The 14849-nt window shown below is 63.1% G+C and carries 15 protein-coding genes; 9 read left to right on the top strand and 6 right to left on the bottom strand.

Features of this window, described 5'->3' with window-relative positions; all coding sequences use genetic code 11:
• Positions 1–56: 56 nt before the first annotated feature.
• Positions 57–323 carry a winged helix-turn-helix domain-containing protein gene (locus tag HUTA_RS01795; RefSeq protein ID WP_012795433.1) on the bottom strand — a complete coding sequence of 89 codons (267 nt, stop codon included), beginning with the start codon at positions 321–323 and terminating at the stop codon, positions 57–59.
• 240 nt (positions 324–563) lie between these two features.
• Between HUTA_RS01795 and pan1 the strand changes: the two genes are divergently transcribed.
• The 4 genes from pan1 (at position 564) to HUTA_RS01775 (ending at position 4091) form a co-directional block, all read left to right on the top strand.
• Positions 564–1775: a proteasome-activating nucleotidase Pan1 gene (gene pan1 / locus HUTA_RS01790; RefSeq protein WP_012795432.1), complete on the top strand. Its 1212-nt coding sequence runs from the start codon at positions 564–566 to the stop codon at positions 1773–1775.
• 105 nt (positions 1776–1880) lie between these two features.
• On the top strand, positions 1881–2948 hold the full coding sequence (gene hisC / locus HUTA_RS01785) for a histidinol-phosphate transaminase (protein ID WP_012795431.1): 1068 nt from the start codon (positions 1881–1883) through the stop codon (positions 2946–2948).
• A gap of 1 nt (position 2949) precedes the next feature.
• Positions 2950–3453, top strand: a complete 504-nt coding sequence (locus tag HUTA_RS01780; RefSeq protein ID WP_012795430.1) for an adenylate kinase family protein — start codon at positions 2950–2952, stop codon at positions 3451–3453.
• On the top strand, positions 3450–4091 hold the full coding sequence (locus HUTA_RS01775; RefSeq protein WP_012795429.1) for a CDP-alcohol phosphatidyltransferase family protein: 642 nt from the start codon (positions 3450–3452) through the stop codon (positions 4089–4091). The genes HUTA_RS01780 and HUTA_RS01775 overlap by 4 nt, the downstream gene beginning before the upstream one ends.
• A gap of 60 nt (positions 4092–4151) precedes the next feature.
• Here HUTA_RS01775 and HUTA_RS01770 read toward each other — a convergent pair whose 3' ends face one another.
• Positions 4152–4340 (bottom strand): hypothetical protein, encoded by a 189-nt coding sequence (locus tag HUTA_RS01770; protein ID WP_012795428.1) that lies wholly within the window; start codon positions 4338–4340, stop codon positions 4152–4154.
• A gap of 389 nt (positions 4341–4729) precedes the next feature.
• Between HUTA_RS01770 and HUTA_RS01765 the strand changes: the two genes are divergently transcribed.
• Positions 4730–5218, top strand: a complete 489-nt coding sequence (locus HUTA_RS01765; RefSeq protein WP_012795427.1) for a hypothetical protein — start codon at positions 4730–4732, stop codon at positions 5216–5218.
• 140 nt (positions 5219–5358) lie between these two features.
• Here the strand turns inward: HUTA_RS01765 and HUTA_RS01760 are convergent, their stop codons facing one another.
• Positions 5359–7575 carry an LUD domain-containing protein gene (locus HUTA_RS01760; protein ID WP_012795426.1) on the bottom strand — a complete coding sequence of 739 codons (2217 nt, stop codon included), beginning with the start codon at positions 7573–7575 and terminating at the stop codon, positions 5359–5361.
• On the bottom strand, positions 7572–8087 hold the full coding sequence (locus tag HUTA_RS01755; RefSeq protein WP_049941395.1) for an LUD domain-containing protein: 516 nt from the start codon (positions 8085–8087) through the stop codon (positions 7572–7574). Before HUTA_RS01755 ends, HUTA_RS01760 begins: the two co-directional genes overlap by 4 nt.
• Before the next feature lie 106 nt (positions 8088–8193).
• On the opposite strand from HUTA_RS01755, the gene HUTA_RS01750 reads away from it, so the two are divergent.
• Positions 8194–8739, top strand: coding sequence for a multiprotein bridging factor aMBF1 (locus tag HUTA_RS01750; protein WP_012795424.1), 546 nt, complete (start codon positions 8194–8196; stop codon positions 8737–8739).
• 24 nt (positions 8740–8763) lie between these two features.
• On the opposite strand, the gene HUTA_RS01745 is transcribed toward HUTA_RS01750, so the two are convergent.
• Positions 8764–9315 (bottom strand): response regulator, encoded by a 552-nt coding sequence (locus tag HUTA_RS01745; RefSeq protein WP_012795423.1) that lies wholly within the window; start codon positions 9313–9315, stop codon positions 8764–8766.
• Between the two features lie 119 nt (positions 9316–9434).
• On the opposite strand from HUTA_RS01745, the gene tpiA reads away from it, so the two are divergent.
• Positions 9435–10082, top strand: coding sequence for a triose-phosphate isomerase (gene tpiA / locus HUTA_RS01740; protein ID WP_012795422.1), 648 nt, complete (start codon positions 9435–9437; stop codon positions 10080–10082).
• A 137-nt stretch (positions 10083–10219) separates the two neighbouring features.
• Here the strand turns inward: tpiA and HUTA_RS01735 are convergent, their stop codons facing one another.
• Complete coding sequence (locus HUTA_RS01735) at positions 10220–10777, bottom strand: NAD(P)/FAD-dependent oxidoreductase (RefSeq protein ID WP_012795421.1); 558 nt, start codon at positions 10775–10777, stop codon at positions 10220–10222.
• A 280-nt stretch (positions 10778–11057) separates the two neighbouring features.
• On the opposite strand from HUTA_RS01735, the gene HUTA_RS01730 reads away from it, so the two are divergent.
• Together HUTA_RS01730 and HUTA_RS01725 are read left to right on the top strand one after the other, a co-directional pair.
• A complete protein-coding gene (locus HUTA_RS01730) occupies positions 11058–14093 on the top strand; it encodes a DUF1349 domain-containing protein (RefSeq protein ID WP_012795420.1) in 3036 nt (1011 codons plus the stop codon).
• 143 nt (positions 14094–14236) lie between these two features.
• A complete protein-coding gene (locus HUTA_RS01725; protein ID WP_012795419.1) occupies positions 14237–14848 on the top strand; it encodes a PH domain-containing protein in 612 nt (203 codons plus the stop codon).
• The last annotated feature ends 1 nt before the right edge of the window (position 14849 follow it).

Raw genomic sequence — 14849 nt, 5'->3', positions numbered from 1 at the left:
AGTGATCTCCGCTCCGCCAGGGTGGGAGCCGATTTCGATCGTGGTCCGTCGGGACGCTACTCGATCGTGAGCGAGTACACCCGTTTGCGAGCGTCCGAGAACGAGAAGCGTGACTCGACGACGTCGACCTCCTCGAGCCGGCTGAGTGCGTATCGGACCGTCCTGGCTGGCAACAGCGTCTCCTCGGCGAGTTGGCTCTGGGTCAGACTCCCCTGATACTCGAGGGACTTCGCGACGAGTTTGGCGCTCGGCGGGAGGTCCGAGACCGCGTCCCAGCTGGTGTCCTGTGCTGTGTCGACCTGTGTGGGTTCCGTGATGCTCATCGTAACACCCGATTCTGGATACAGGGTAATAATATTTGTCATTCCTAAATATGCTCAGTGGTAATTTATTGGTCTTTCGGATCCCCCTCGTCTCGGTCAATCCGACGGAGAAGATCGGCTCGGCTGTGGCTGACGCCTCGGCGGGGACTCAGCGCTGCCATCGCATAAATACACGAGCCCTCCCACCGCCGTTTGTGCTGACCCGAAGTCTCTTACCGACCGATCCGCTAGAGTGGTTCAATGACAGATACGGTGGACGACGTCGACCAGCCGTACGACGACGACGTCTCCAAGCAAGAAAAGATCGAAGCGTTGGAAGAACAGCTCGACCTTCTGGAGTCCCAAAACGAGGAAATGCGGGACGAGTTGCTTGATGCCAACGCCGAGAACAACAAGTACAAACAGAAACTCGAACGACTCACCCACGAGAACAAGAAGCTCAAGCAGTCGCCGCTGTTCGTGGCCACGGTCCAGGAACTCACTGAAGACGGCGTGGTGATCAAACAGCACGGCAACAACCAGGAAGCCCTGACCGAGGTCACCGAAGAGATGCGCGAAGACCTCGAACCCGACGACCGGGTCGCCGTCAACAACTCCCTCTCGATCGTCAAGACGCTTGAAGACGAGACGGACGTCCGCGCTCGCGTGATGCAGGTTGACCAGAGCCCGGACGTCACTTATCAGGACATCGGTGGCCTCGACGACCAGGTCTCGGAAGTCCGGGAAACCGTCGAGATGCCCCTGAAGAGCCCCGAGATGTTCGACGAAGTCGGGATCGACCCGCCGAGCGGTGTCCTCCTGCACGGTCCACCCGGTACTGGGAAGACGATGCTGGCGAAAGCGGTCGCCAACCAGACCGACGCCACGTTCATCAAGATGGCCGGCTCCGAACTCGTCCACAAGTTCATCGGCGAGGGCGCGAAGCTGGTTCGTGATCTCTTCGAACTCGCCCGCCAGCACGAGCCCTCGGTGCTGTTTATCGACGAGATAGACGCCATCGCCGCCAAGCGGACGGACTCAAAGACCTCCGGCGACGCCGAGGTCCAGCGGACGATGATGCAACTCCTTTCCGAGATGGACGGCTTCGACGAGCGTGGGGAGATCCGGATCATCGCCGCGACCAACCGCTTCGACATGCTCGATCGGGCCATCCTCCGACCCGGCCGCTTCGACCGCCTCATCGAAGTGCCCAAACCCGACGAGACGGGTCGCGAACAGATCTTCAAGATCCACACGCGTGGCATGAACCTCGCCGAGACAGTCGACTTCGAGTCCCTCGCCGCCGAGGCGACTGACGCCAGCGGGGCCGAGATCAAGGCCATCTGTACGGAGGCCGGGATGTTCGCAATCCGTGACGACCGGACGGAAGTCACCGAGGCCGACTTCCGGGACGCCTGGGAGAAGATCCAGGCCGAGGAAAGTGACGACGAAGTGTCGAAGACCTTCGCCTGAGGCCAGCCGGTTGATTTCGACGGGTCGACCCGTTTTCCGTTCGTTTCGACGCTCGGACAGCCACAGGTATGCAGGCTTAAGACCGCCCGCCTGCTTGCCACCGGTATGGACACACGGGACCTGTCGTCGCATACGATATACCGGGCGGGACGGGGGATCGAAGAGACGGCCCGCGAACTCGGGGTCGATCCCGAGGAGTTGATCAAACTTTCCTCGAACGAGAACGCGCTGGGGCCGAGCCCGAAAGCCGTCGAAGCGATTCGCGAGCATGCCGAAGCGCTTCACTCCTATCCCAAGGCCTCCCACGCCGATCTCGGCGAGGCACTTGCCGAGCGCTGGGGCGTCACGCCCGAACAGATCTGGCTCGCCAACGGCGGCGACGGCGCGATGGACTGTCTGGCCCGGGCCATGATCGATCCCGGACAGGCCGCGCTCGTCCCCGATCCGGACTTTACCTATCACTCGATGAGCGTCCGGTATCACCACGGCGAGGTCCACACCTACCCGCTCGTCGAGGCCGACGGCTTCAAGCAGTCGCCGGATCGGATTCTGGATGCCTACGATGGCGAGCGGATGATTTACCTCACGAGTCCGCACAATCCGACCGGATCGACAGTCTCGCTCGCCGAGGTCGAGGAGATCGCCGAGCGGACGGACGACGGGACGCTGGTGGTCGTCGACGAGGCCTACAACGAGTTCGCCGATCGGCCCAGCGCCGTCGAACTGGTCGAAGCGCGCGACGATGTCGCCGTCGTCCGGACGTTCTCGAAGGTCTACGGCCTCGCTGGACTCCGGTTGGGCTACGCCATCACGCCCGCGGAGTGGGCCGACGCCTACGAGCGGATCAACACGCCTTTCTCGGCTAGCGAGATCGCTTGCCGGGCCGGCCTTGCCGCGCTCGAAGACGACGAACACGTCGACGCGATCACCGACCTCGTCGAGTGGGGCCGGGAGTACTATTACGAGCACCTCGACGCGAAGACCTACGAGACCGGCGGGAACTTCGTCCTCGTCGAAGTCGGCGACGCCAGCCGGGTCGCCCAGGCAACGAAGGAACGCGGCGTGATCGTCCGGGACTGTTCGAGCTTCGGGTTACCCGAGCACATCCGTGTCTCGTGTGGTACGCGTGAGGAAACCAGGCGGGCCGTCGAGACGATCAACGAGGTGCTCTAAGGTGCGCGTCGCCGTGACCGGAACCCCGGGGACGGGCAAGACCACTGCGAGCGAGCAGATCGACGCCCTCGACGTGATCCACCTCAATCAGGTAATCGACCGCGAGGGGTTCACCCAGGGCGTCGACGACGATCGCGGCTCGACGATCGCGGATCTCGACGCCGTCGAATCGTGGCTCGACGGGCGCGACGACGTACTTATCGAAAGTCACCTCGCGCATCACGTCCCCGCAGACCGGGTAATCGTCCTGCGGTGTCATCCTGAGACGATCGAGCAGCGACTCCGGGAGCGTGGCGAGTCGCCAGCGAGCGCAACCGAGAACGCCGAAAGCGAAGCGCTGGACGTGGTCCTCACTGAAGCCGTTGATCGACACGGGACCGATAGCGTCTACGAGATCGAGACGACCGACCGGTCGCCGGATGCTGTCGCCACCGAGATCGAGTCGGTGATCGCGGGGGATTGTGAACCGAATCCAGGTGTCGTTTCCTACATCGAGTACCTATGACACTGGATCAACTGCGACCGCTCTCCGATCGGCTGCTCGCGCCGTTCGTTGCCGCTAGCGTTCGGCTCGGCCTGACGCCGAATTTCATCAGCGTCCTCGCGCTTCTCGTGGCGGGCGGAGCGGCCGGGGCGTTCTATCTCGGCGGATCCGAGCCAGTCTGGTACGTCGGGGCTGCCGGGTTGGTCTTCGCGAATGGCTGGCTGGATCTACTTGATGGCGGGATCGCCCGTGAACTCGGTACCGACTCGTCGGCCGGCGACCTGCTCGATCACGTCTTCGACCGCTACGCCGATCTGCTGTTGCTCGTTGGCCTCGCGGCCGGGATCGACCGCTGGGACCTCGGCGTGGCCGCCATCACGGGCGTGTTGATGACTTCGTATCTCGGAACACAGGCCCAGGCCGTCGGCCTCGACCGCGTCTACGGCGGGCTGCTCGGACGTGCCGATCGCCTCGCACTCATGGGGTTTGGAGCCCTCCTTGCTGCTGTCGTGACCGACCCGGTCTCCGGGCTGTCGGTGATCGGTTGGTTGCTGGTCGTCTTCGCCGTCGTCGGTCATCTTACCGCACTCCAGCGGTTCTACTACGCCATGGGCGACCTCGCCGGGAACGGCTCGGACCCTGGCGAAGAAAGTACATAGGTTTGGGCACTCTTCTGACAGAGGGATTGGTCTGTCACCTGTCCGGACTTCTCGAGCCGATCAAACGTTGCGGACGCCCCCGAGCCAGCCGATCACGGCGAGCATCACAGCTATTTCCAGCGAGAATATCGAGAAGGGCGACACGATCCCGCTCGCTATCAGCGCTACCAGTGTCGCCGAGCCCACACTCACGATCACGCCGGCTACTACGGGCCCTCGATCGGCCGTGGCGTTCTCCGCAGCGCCCATGGACACGAGTCCGGATATCTTTCTGATGGATTATCAATGTATTGACGAGCCCTCCACGTGTGGCAAATGCGAGCCAGTCCGGTCAAGGCCGTCGAGAACGGTCCCGGGCATCCATTGTGTCGAGGCCGTTCGGGTGCACAGGGCAACATGGATCTCCGATATCGGGACGACAGACCGTTGGGATCCTCGTCGTTGCGAGGATTTCAGCGTTCGGAATCCCTTCAGGCGATCGTGTTGTCACGGAATTGCCGCCCCGGAGTCCACCGCAACGACGCCGTTGGTGAATACGTGCTTCCGTAGATACCCGAATCCGGGTGACTGACCGACGACTGATTATCTTGCCGATAAGATCGAATTTTTACAATTTCGACTGTCATATCTGCCGACGTATGGAACGTCGTGATTTCCTCCGATCGATCGGGAGTACAGCTGCCCTGGTGACTGGCGTTTCCGGTGTCGCTGCCGCGGAGTCCGACCGCGACAGTCGGCGCCATCACGGCCCGACCGACAAGCCCCAATGGCCCTACCGGACTGATTTCGACGTCATCGGTCGCTCGGCTACCGATCACGAAGACGACGTGGAGCTGGTCGACGCCTCACCGGCAAAGGCCGTGTTCCAGGGGTCGATCGCCGGGCGGAACAGTTGCGTCGGTGCCGAGTTGGTGGGCGTCGATCGTCTGGACCCCGACACCGTCGCGTTCACCGTGCAGGAAACGTATCGGGACGGTATCTGTGCACAGGTACTGACGGGCGTCGAATACGAACTGTCGACCTCGCCGCTGGCCGGGGACTTCGACACCGCGGTAGTCGTCCACGAGGACGCGACCGGTACCGTGACGCTTCGGGAGTCGTTCTCGCTGCCGGTCATCTCCTGGTGACGCTTCTCAGTCTCTCGTTTTTCCGTCGAACCGACCGATACGGCCGAGAGTACCGAATGCCGCCGAGTTCTGCCGAGACTCTCCTGTCGATCTACAGAGAACGTGGCCCACACCGCGGCCAGCGCCAGCGCTGGGTCTGTTCACTCCGCGGGTGCGATCAACTCGATCGGATGCGTGACCTTCCGTTCGAGTAGATCCGTCAACTGGTCGTGACAGGACGTTCCGCTCGCAACGACCGTCCGATCCTCGGTCTCGGGCGTCGTGAACTGCTCGCGGAGGTCGTCACCGACGGCCATGCTCACGTCGTAGTACTGTTGTTTGAAGCCAAAGGAGCCGGCCATGCCACAGCACTCGACTTTGGAGGTGGCAAGATCGAAGCCCAGCCGATCGAGGATCGCTTCGGTGTGCGCATCGAGCCCGAGTGTCCGTTGCTGACAGTGGCTATGATACGCGATCTCCTCGCCGTGGCCGTCCGCGAGCGCGCCCATGTCGGCCCCGTTCTCGACGAGGCCGTAGACGTACTCCAGCACTTCATAGCTGTTCGTGGCGATCCGGTCGAACGTCTCTGTGTCGAGCAACCGTTCGTAGTCATTCCGGAGCATCGCGAGGTCGCTGGGCTCGACCATGACGATGTCGCGGCCAGCATCCAGATGGGGATCCAGCGAGTCGGCGACTGCTTCGGCCTGTTCGCGGGCCGTCGCGATCATCCCCTGGGAGAGGGCGGCCCGACCGCTCTCGGAGACATCCGCGATGTGGACCTCAGTGCCGAGTGCCTCAAGCGCCCGGACCGTCGCTTTCCCGCGCTCGACGTGCATATAGTTCGTGTAGGTGTCCGCCAGCAGGACGACCTCGCGATCGGGATCCGCTGGTGGTTCTCGCCCTTTTGCCCACTTGCGAAGCGTGCCACGTGTGAACTTCGGCATCTCGCGACGGCGATCCACTCCCAGCAGTTTCTCGGCGATCCAACGCGATGGCGGGAGTTCGGCAGCCCAGTTCGACAGCGGGGCGAACGCGCTCCCGAGTTTCGCGACGGTCGCGAAGTTCCCGAAAAAGCGCTTCTGGAGGTCAAGCCCGGCAGGCTCTGGATCCGGCGTCAATCCCGAGACGAGGTGATCGAACGCACCCGGATCGTCGCCCCGGTTGAGCCGGTCGCGAACGACCGTGTTGATCCAGGGGATGTCGATGCCGACCGGACAGGCCTCCGTACAGCGACTACAGCCGGTACAGAGATCGTTGAACTCCTCGGCACTCTCCTCGCCGCCGATGCCGGCCTCCCAGCCGGTGGCGATCCCGCCGGTGTAGGTCTCGCCGCCGAAGGCGTGGCCGCCGACCTGCTGGAAGTTGGCACACGAGTTCGCACACGCCGAACACCGGATGCAGTACAGTGTCTCTTCGAGGTCCTCGTCGTCGCGCATGGCCATCCGACCGTTGTCGACGAGGACGAGGTGGAACTCCCGGTCGTCCGGATCGCCAAAGGCATCACCGTCGAAGGTCGGCGCGTCGATCGGCGGCGTCAACAGCGAGACGTAGGAGGTGATGTCGTGGCCGGTGCCCGAGCGGCCGATCAACTCGACGAACGGCTGGAGGTCCTCGACGCTGGGAACGATCTTCTCGACGCCCGCGACCGCGACGTGTGTCTCCGTACTGGCGACGGTTTTGCGGGCGTTGCCTTCACTCGTCACGAGCGCCATCGTTCCTGAATCGGCCGTCAGGAAGTTCGCGCCCGTCATGCCGACGTCAGCGTTTGCGATGTCGTCGGCGAGTTGCTCCCGGGCGAAGTTCGTGAGGTCTTCGGCCGTCTCGAGGGGAACGTCGGGGTCAAAGCGTTCCTCGAACAGTCGGGCAATCTCGTCGCGGGACTTGTGGATGGCCGGCGCAACCAGATGCGAGGGGGCCTCCTCGGCGACCTGGAGGACCCACTCACCGAGGTCTGTTTCGACGACGTCGACGCCCGCTGCTTCGAGATGCTCGTTGACCTCGAGTTCCTCGGTCGTCATCGACTTGCTCTTGGCGACGAGCTCGCCGTCCGCGTCGGCGACGACCGATTCGATATACTCGTTGGCCTCGGCTTCGTCCTCGGCGAGATAGACTGTGCCGCCGTTTTCCTCGACGCTATCCCGAAGTTCCTCGATGAGTTCCGGCAGCCGATCGATCGCGTCCTCCTTGATCGCGCGGGCCTCGTCTTTGAGTCCCTGGTAGTCCTCGAGGCGGGCGACCGACTCGTAGCGGCCGTCGTTGAAGCCCTGGGTGTTCGTCTCGATAGCCGCGCCTTCCTGCTCCATAATCTCCCGGATCTTCGCCGCTTTGGCACGCTTCGATGTGCCTGTCGCATCGCGTTTGGACGTTTTCCCGCTCATTGTTCGACGATGACGACGTGGACGTCTGTCGGTCCGTGGACGCCACGGACGATCTCTCCCATGTCCGAGGTCGCGCTCGGCCCGGTGGCGATGATCACGTCGCCCCGGTCGTCCCGGAGCTGCGGGCCGAGTTCCCCGAAGGCGTCGGCCATCGTCCCCACGACGTCGCGCTCGCTGACGACGGGGATGTGGGTCTCCGGAAAGAGGCTCAGCAACCCCGACCCGTGGTCGTCTGACGGCAACAAAACGCTGCCGTAGTCTGCGATCCCGAGTGTCGCGGGTGTCACTCCGGTGGCGGCTGCCCGGACGGCAGCCGGATCGGGATCGGTGTCGACAGCTGACGGCAGCGACGCCCCGTCGATCGGGATCGGGATCCCGACAGCCGGTTCATCGAGTAACTCAGCGACGGTCGATTCGACGGCATCAGCGTCCGTTCGGGTCCAGGTCACGTCGAGTTCCTCGAGGGACGTGACGAACCGTTCGACGGGCGACTCGGTCTGCGTCGATGACATTGGTGTGAGTCGGCTACAGACGGCCATGAGGGTAGGGAAAGCGGCAGCATCCGCATGCTGTACGTGGGGCGTGCGATTTATGCCCCGGGGCAAGTAACCCTCTCACATGGTTCAATGTGAGATGTGCGGGGCCGAGACGGCTGCGCCGAACACCGTCAAGGTGGAGGGTGCGGAGTTGGACGTCTGTGATGAGTGTGCCGACTTCGGCACGGAAGTGCGGACCCAGGAGTCCTCGAGTGCGTCCACGAAGTACTCGACGGATTCGTCGGGTTCGTCCAGTTCCAGCAGTTCGGGCTCGGCCAGCGGTGGCGGTGGGTCCGGGGGGTCCTCCGGGGGCGGTAGCCGTCGAGACATGTTTGACGAGATGGACGAACTCGTCCAGGACTTCGATCAGCGGATCCGATCGGCCCGTGAAGCAGCCGACATGAGCCAGGAAGAACTCGCTGATCAACTCAACGAGAAAGCCAGCCTCATTCGAAAATTGGAGCACGGTGACCATCTCCCGAGCGACGACGTCCAGCAAAAGCTCGAACGTGCTCTGGACATCGAACTCACAGAGAGCGGCGGCACGGACGATGATGCTGACTGGGACAGTGGCTCGGCAGTCGGCGAGTACACGCTCGGTGACGTCGTCGAACGAAAGGATTCCTGATTCGGCTGCCGATCAAAAAACCCGTCAGCGTTCGATCGTCGATTCAGTGATCTCCGTTTCGAGGGCCTGGACCTCGGCTTCGAGTTCGTCGATCTCCGCTTCGAGCTCGCTGAATCGTTCGCTCGCTTCTAACTCCGGTCGGGCCTTCTCGACCTCGAGGACGTTTCGTTTGAGTTTCTTTGCCGTGAGTCGCTTCTGTTGGTCGTTGTATGCAGAGACCGTCTCGAGGCGCTCGACGACGCCGATGAGCGTGTCTTTGCTGACCGGCTTGACGACGTAATCGTCGACACCAAGGTCGATGATATCGAAGTCAGGATCGACGGCCGTCACCATCGCGACTCTGACCTCGATCCCCCGCTCTTCGATGGACGCGAGCACCTCGTTGCCGGACATGACGGGCATCCTCCTGTCCAGCAACACGATGTCGATCGGTTCTTCGAGTATCTCGAGTGCATCCGCACCGTTGTACGCGGTCCGGACGTCGTACGTTTCAGGGAGGTATTCGGCGTAGAGATCGGCAAGGTGCTGTTCGTCTTCGACGATGAGTACCGTCGTCCGCTCAGTTCCGTCGGTCACGGTGGTCGGCTCGTACTTCGAGTAGCAGTCTCTTAATGCCCACTGTTTCAGGGTCGGGACAGCGCGGCTGGGTCTGCTTCGAAACCTATTTTCCTGCGCTCAGAGAATCCGTAGCTGCAATGTTCGTTCTCGTCAATCTCAAGACGTACCCGTGTGATCCCGTCGAAGTCGCCAAAGCCGCCAAGGACGTCAGCGACGAGTCGGGCGTCCGCATCGGCGTCGCCGCCCAGGATGCCGACATCGCGCGCGTCGCCGATACCGGCGTCGAAACGTGGGCCCAGCACGTTGACTCGATCGAGTATGGTAGCAATACCGGCCACACGCTCGCCGAAACCGTCGCCGATGCCGGCGCGGTCGGCACGCTGATCAACCACTCCGAGAACCGACTCAAACTCGCAGACATCGACGGCTCCGTCGAGGCCGCAGAGCGCGCCGGCCTCGAAACCTGCGTGTGTGCGAACAACCCCGCACAGATCGGGGCCGTGACCGCGCTCGGCCCGGACTCGGTCGCCGTCGAGCCGCCGGAACTCATCGGCGGTGATGTCTCCGTCGCGACGGGCGACCCCGACATCGTAACCGACGCCGTCGAGGCGGCCGAAGCTGTCGACGAAGATGTCGAAGTGTACTGTGGAGCCGGGATCTCGACCGGCGACGATGTCGAGTCCGCGGGCGAGCTTGGCGCGACGGGCGTCCTCCTCGCAAGCGGTGTTGCCAAGGCCGACGACCCGCGCGCGGCCCTCGAAGACCTCGTCGAACCGCTCGCGTAAGTCGATCGTTTCTGTCGAGTCGATTTTTCACTCGTCTGGGAAGGGCCGCCGCTGTGCCGAGGGAAACGAAAAACCGATCGAGCGCCACGGTCGTTCAGTTCGAGAAGTCGACCTCGTCGATCGGATCGAGAAGTCGATTACTCCGCGTCGGCGGGCACGTCGAAGTCGTGATAATGTTCGCCCTTCTCTTTGCTGAGGATGTTCAGCGCCGCTGCTGCGCCGTCGCCGGCGGCGATGATCGCCTGCCACTCCTCGGCGCGAACCATCGCGCCCGTTGCGTAGGCGTCCTCGACGCTGGTCTCCATGTTGACCGAGACGTCGACGATGCCCTCTTCGGTGGTCGCACAGCCGAGTTCCGCGGCAAGTGATCGGTCGGCACCGGTTGCCAGGACGACGTAGTCGGCGTTGTATTCGCCCGCGTCAGTCGTGACGGTGAACCCGTCCCCGGCGTCCTCGACAGCGGTGACTTCCTCGCCCTGGTTGCGTTGCACGCCGAAGCTTTCGACCTGCTCGCGAGAGACATCCATGAACTCGCTGCCGTCCATCGAGTCGATGCCGAGGTAGTTGAACAGGTGGGCCTTGTGCATCCAGGTCTCGTCGGTGTCGAAGACGATCGTTTCGAGGTCGTTTTTCGCGGTGAACAGTGCGGCGCTCAGGCCGGCGGGACCGCCGCCGACGACAAGTACATCTGCCATACTATACCAGTTGAATGCCTACCCAATAAACATTGGTTTGGTGGCACTGGCCCCTCGTCTGTTCGCAGATTCCTTTCCGGACTGCGAGAGTACCCGACGGTACCGCGCTCCGTGCATAGCCGCTTCACTGTCGGCTCCCCGTACAGAACTACAATGCTGTCACCATCGCCTGCCAGATCTCTATTCTGGGTTGCCCGGTTTGCCGGCGGGTGTCAGCGGGACCAGCCCGCAACAGACACTTTTATATAGTTTTATAAGACAATTTGAACTGGATTGCTGAATGATAGAGCACAGCCGACGCACGTTCCTGCGTGCATTTGGGGCAGGGGGCATCGGGGCACTGGGGGAAACGAATGCGGTCAATCCTGCGAGGGCAGCGACACCGATCACGATCGAAGGTGGCGGTGACGATATCTGGGACGCGGCCGACGCGTTTCAGTACTACTATACGGCGGTCTCGGGCGACTTCGACGTCATCGTGAAGGTAACCTCACAGGAAGGGACCGACGAGTGGGCGAAAGCTGGGTTGATGGTCCGCCAGACGTTGAACGCCGACGCCGAGACGGCGATGGTTCGACAGACACCTGGCCACGAGACATCCTTCCAGTGGCGTTCGGACGACGGTGACCAGATGGTCAGTACGACGTCCGAGGGCGGGAGCGACGAGGGCGAGGTCGCCGGCGGCACAATGCCTGCGACCTGGCAACGACTCGTCCGCGACGGCGATACCATCGAGGCCTACGGATCGACGGATGGCTCGAACTGGACGCGAATCGCTGCCATCTCGCCGAGCGACATCGACTTCGCCGAGTCGGCGTACGTCGGGCTGGCAGTCTGTAGCGGCGAGGAAGGCACGCTCTGTACGGCAACGTTCTCGAACCTTTCGGGCATCTCACTCGCGAGTAACATTGACGTCGGGGACGTGACTGTTCCAGGCAGTGTCTCGGAACGTACCGACACCGACACGAGCGTCGTCGTCTCGACGGGGTCGGCGTCGACCGTCGCGAGCAACCGGGCGACCGTCTCGGGGTCACTTGACGACCTCGGTGGCGCGTCCTCGGCGACCGTCTCCTTTGAGTATCGGGAGCGCACGGGGGGATCTTGGCAGAATGTGGGGACTCAGACCCTGTCCAGGACCAGGTCCTACAGCAAACCCATTACTGGACTCGAACCGGGCACCGCTTACGAGTTCCGGGCGGTTTCGACGGCAAGCGACGGCGATACCGACACCGGTTCCGTCAACACGTTCAGGACCTCGGTCGGGGGTGGCGGGTCCGGCGTCGTCACCGTCGAGGGTGGCGGTGCAGACATCTGGAACGAGGCCGACGAGGGCCATTTCTACTACGCGCCGGTTGAGGGCGACTTCGACGTGGCGGTCAGCGTGGACAGTCTCGACGACACCGATGAATGGGCCAAGACCGGGTTGATGGTCCGTGAGTCGCTGTCCGCCGACGCGGTGAACGCGATGGTCAGGAAAACCCCGGGCCACGAAACGTCGCTCCAGTGGCGTGAGGGCGCGGGTGCGGAAACCACGAGTACGACCGCCGCTGTCGGCGAGGACGAACGCGAGATCGCGGGTGGGACGATGCCTGCACAGTATCAGCGACTGGTCCGGACCGGCGACGTCATCGAGGCCTACGCGTCCACCGATGGGAGCGACTGGACGCTGATCGCCGCTCTGGATGACTCGCGGGTATCCGTCTCCGAGACCGCTTACGTCGGGCTGGCGGTCACCAGCCACAACTCGGGCACGCTGTGTAGGGCCGAATTTTCGGAACTGTCGGGACTCGCGCCGACGGACAACCGGGACATCGGCGATCCGGACATTTCGGGGAGCGTCACCCACGAACGCGACCCCGGCGATGCTGATCCAGTGGTTTCGACGGGTTCGGTCTCGAACGTCGGAACACATTCGGCGACGCTGTCAGGTTCACTCACAGACCTCGGTGGGGCCACGTCAGTCGAGGTCGCCTTCGAATACCGTGCGCGCGACAGTGCCTCGTGGTCCACGACCGCGGCGCAGACGCTGTCCTCGACGGGATCGTTTAGCGAGACACTTTCCGGCCTCGATCCGGATACCGCCTACGAGTTCCGGGCGATTGGGGACGCGAGCGACGGTGATCCGGTCACTGGCTCGGCGACGATGTTCAGTACATCGACCAGCACTGACACCGCCGGCGGATCATACTTCGACCCGTCGGACGGGTTCGCCGATCCGGCACCGTGGCTGGACGACAGTACGCAAGTCATTCGGATCCAGAACGCCACCCGCAGCGAGGTCGAACGTGCGTTCAGCACTTCTGGCCCGCGCGTGATCGTCTTCGAGACCAGCGGGACCATCGACCTCGGCGGTGAGGAACTGGCGATTACCGAGGACAAGTGCTGGGTCGCGGGCCAGACCGCGCCCTCGCCCGGGATTACGTTCATCAAAGGCCAGCTCCAGATCGACGCAAACGACTGCGTCGTCCAGCACATTCGGTCCCGTCATGGACCGGGGTCCGAGGGCAGCATCCAGAGCAACGACGCGGTCAACACGCAGGATGACACCACCAACAACGTCGTCGATCACGTCTCGGCCTCGTGGGGTACTGACGAGTGCATGTCCGTCGGGTACGACACCGACCGGACGACCTACACGAACTGTCTCATCTACGAGGGGCTGTACGATCCCTACGACGACGGCGCCGATCACAACTACGGGACGCTCATCGGTGACGGCGCTGAGAACGTCGCGCTGCTGGGTAACGTCTGGGCGAAGGTCCGTGGCCGGGTCCCACGGCTCAAAAGTGGGACTCGATCCGCCCTCGCCAACAACGTGATGTACTTCTTCAACGAGGCGACGAACATGGACGGCGACACGGAAGCGTCTATCGTCGGGAACGTCTACGTCCCCCAGGACCTCGAGGACACGGTGATCGAAGACGGCACCGCCTATCTGGCGGACAACGTTACCGATCCCACGTCGACGCCGCTGACCGGCGACACGTCCGAGCTATCGTCTCGGCCGCTGTGGCCCGATGGGCTCTCCGCGATGGACTCGAGCGACGTCGAGAACCACAACCTGAATTACGCTGGCGCACGCCCGGCCGATCGCACCGAGGACGACTCACGGATCATCTCCGAGATCGAAACCCGCGCTGGCGATCCAGACACCGAATCGCCGTACGACTACTGGATTCCTGACCACGAAGCAGTCGGCGGCTACCCGCAACTCCCGGAGAACACCCACTCGCTGACCGTTCCCGATTCAGGCCTTCGGGAGTGGCTCGAACAGTGGGCACTCGCCGTCGAAGCGGACGACGCGAGCCCACCCTGATTGGCACCCTCGGTTCGCGGTGACGAGTCCGACGCTGTTCGCCATGGCCTTCCCATGAGCGGTTGGCCGGGAGAAATATTTCAGTGCCGCTGGTCCCAGGTCCGGCACCACGGTTAAGCCGGTACCAGCCGGACAGTGTGGATATGACCACCGACGGCGACCGACAGAACGGGGATTCGGATCCCGACTCGGCGAGCCCCGAGACGGGATCTGACGGGGCGGAGAGACACCCGAGTATGGCGGGTGATCCGGAGGGCTCCGAAGGGATCGACCGGGACGAGTTACTGACCGAGGTCAGGGCGCCTCACGGTCGCCTTCGATGGAAGTGGGCGATTCGTGTTGGAATCGTGGCCGCGGTCCTCGGCGCGATCGCCGGGGCGATCAGTGTCTTCGGGCTCGAGTGGGGACTGCTCCCGGGCATCGGCGCGTTCGTCCTGACACTCACCGTCGGCGTCGTCCACGCCTTGCTGCTCTTTCGGTCCTGGGAGTATCGCGTTCGCGAGGATGCTCTCTATCTCGAACGTGGTGTGTTCACGCACGTCAAGACTGTGGTTCCCTTCGTTCGCGTCCAGCACATCGACACCAGCCGTGACCCCGTCGACAGGTTGCTTGGATTGTCGTCGTTGGTCGTCTACACTGCGGGTTCACGAGGGGCCGACGTGACAATTCCCGGGCTGACGCCGGGGGCCGCCGAGGACCTCCAGGATCGGCTAAAAGTACTGGCCAAAGATTCGACCGGGGACGACGCCGTCTAAC

Source organism: Halorhabdus utahensis DSM 12940 (assembly GCF_000023945.1).
In the GTDB taxonomy this organism is placed as follows: Archaea; Halobacteriota; Halobacteria; order Halobacteriales; family Haloarculaceae; genus Halorhabdus; species Halorhabdus utahensis.
Note: the sequence above shows the minus strand (reverse complement) of the source record. Positions and strands in the feature narration are given on the sequence as shown.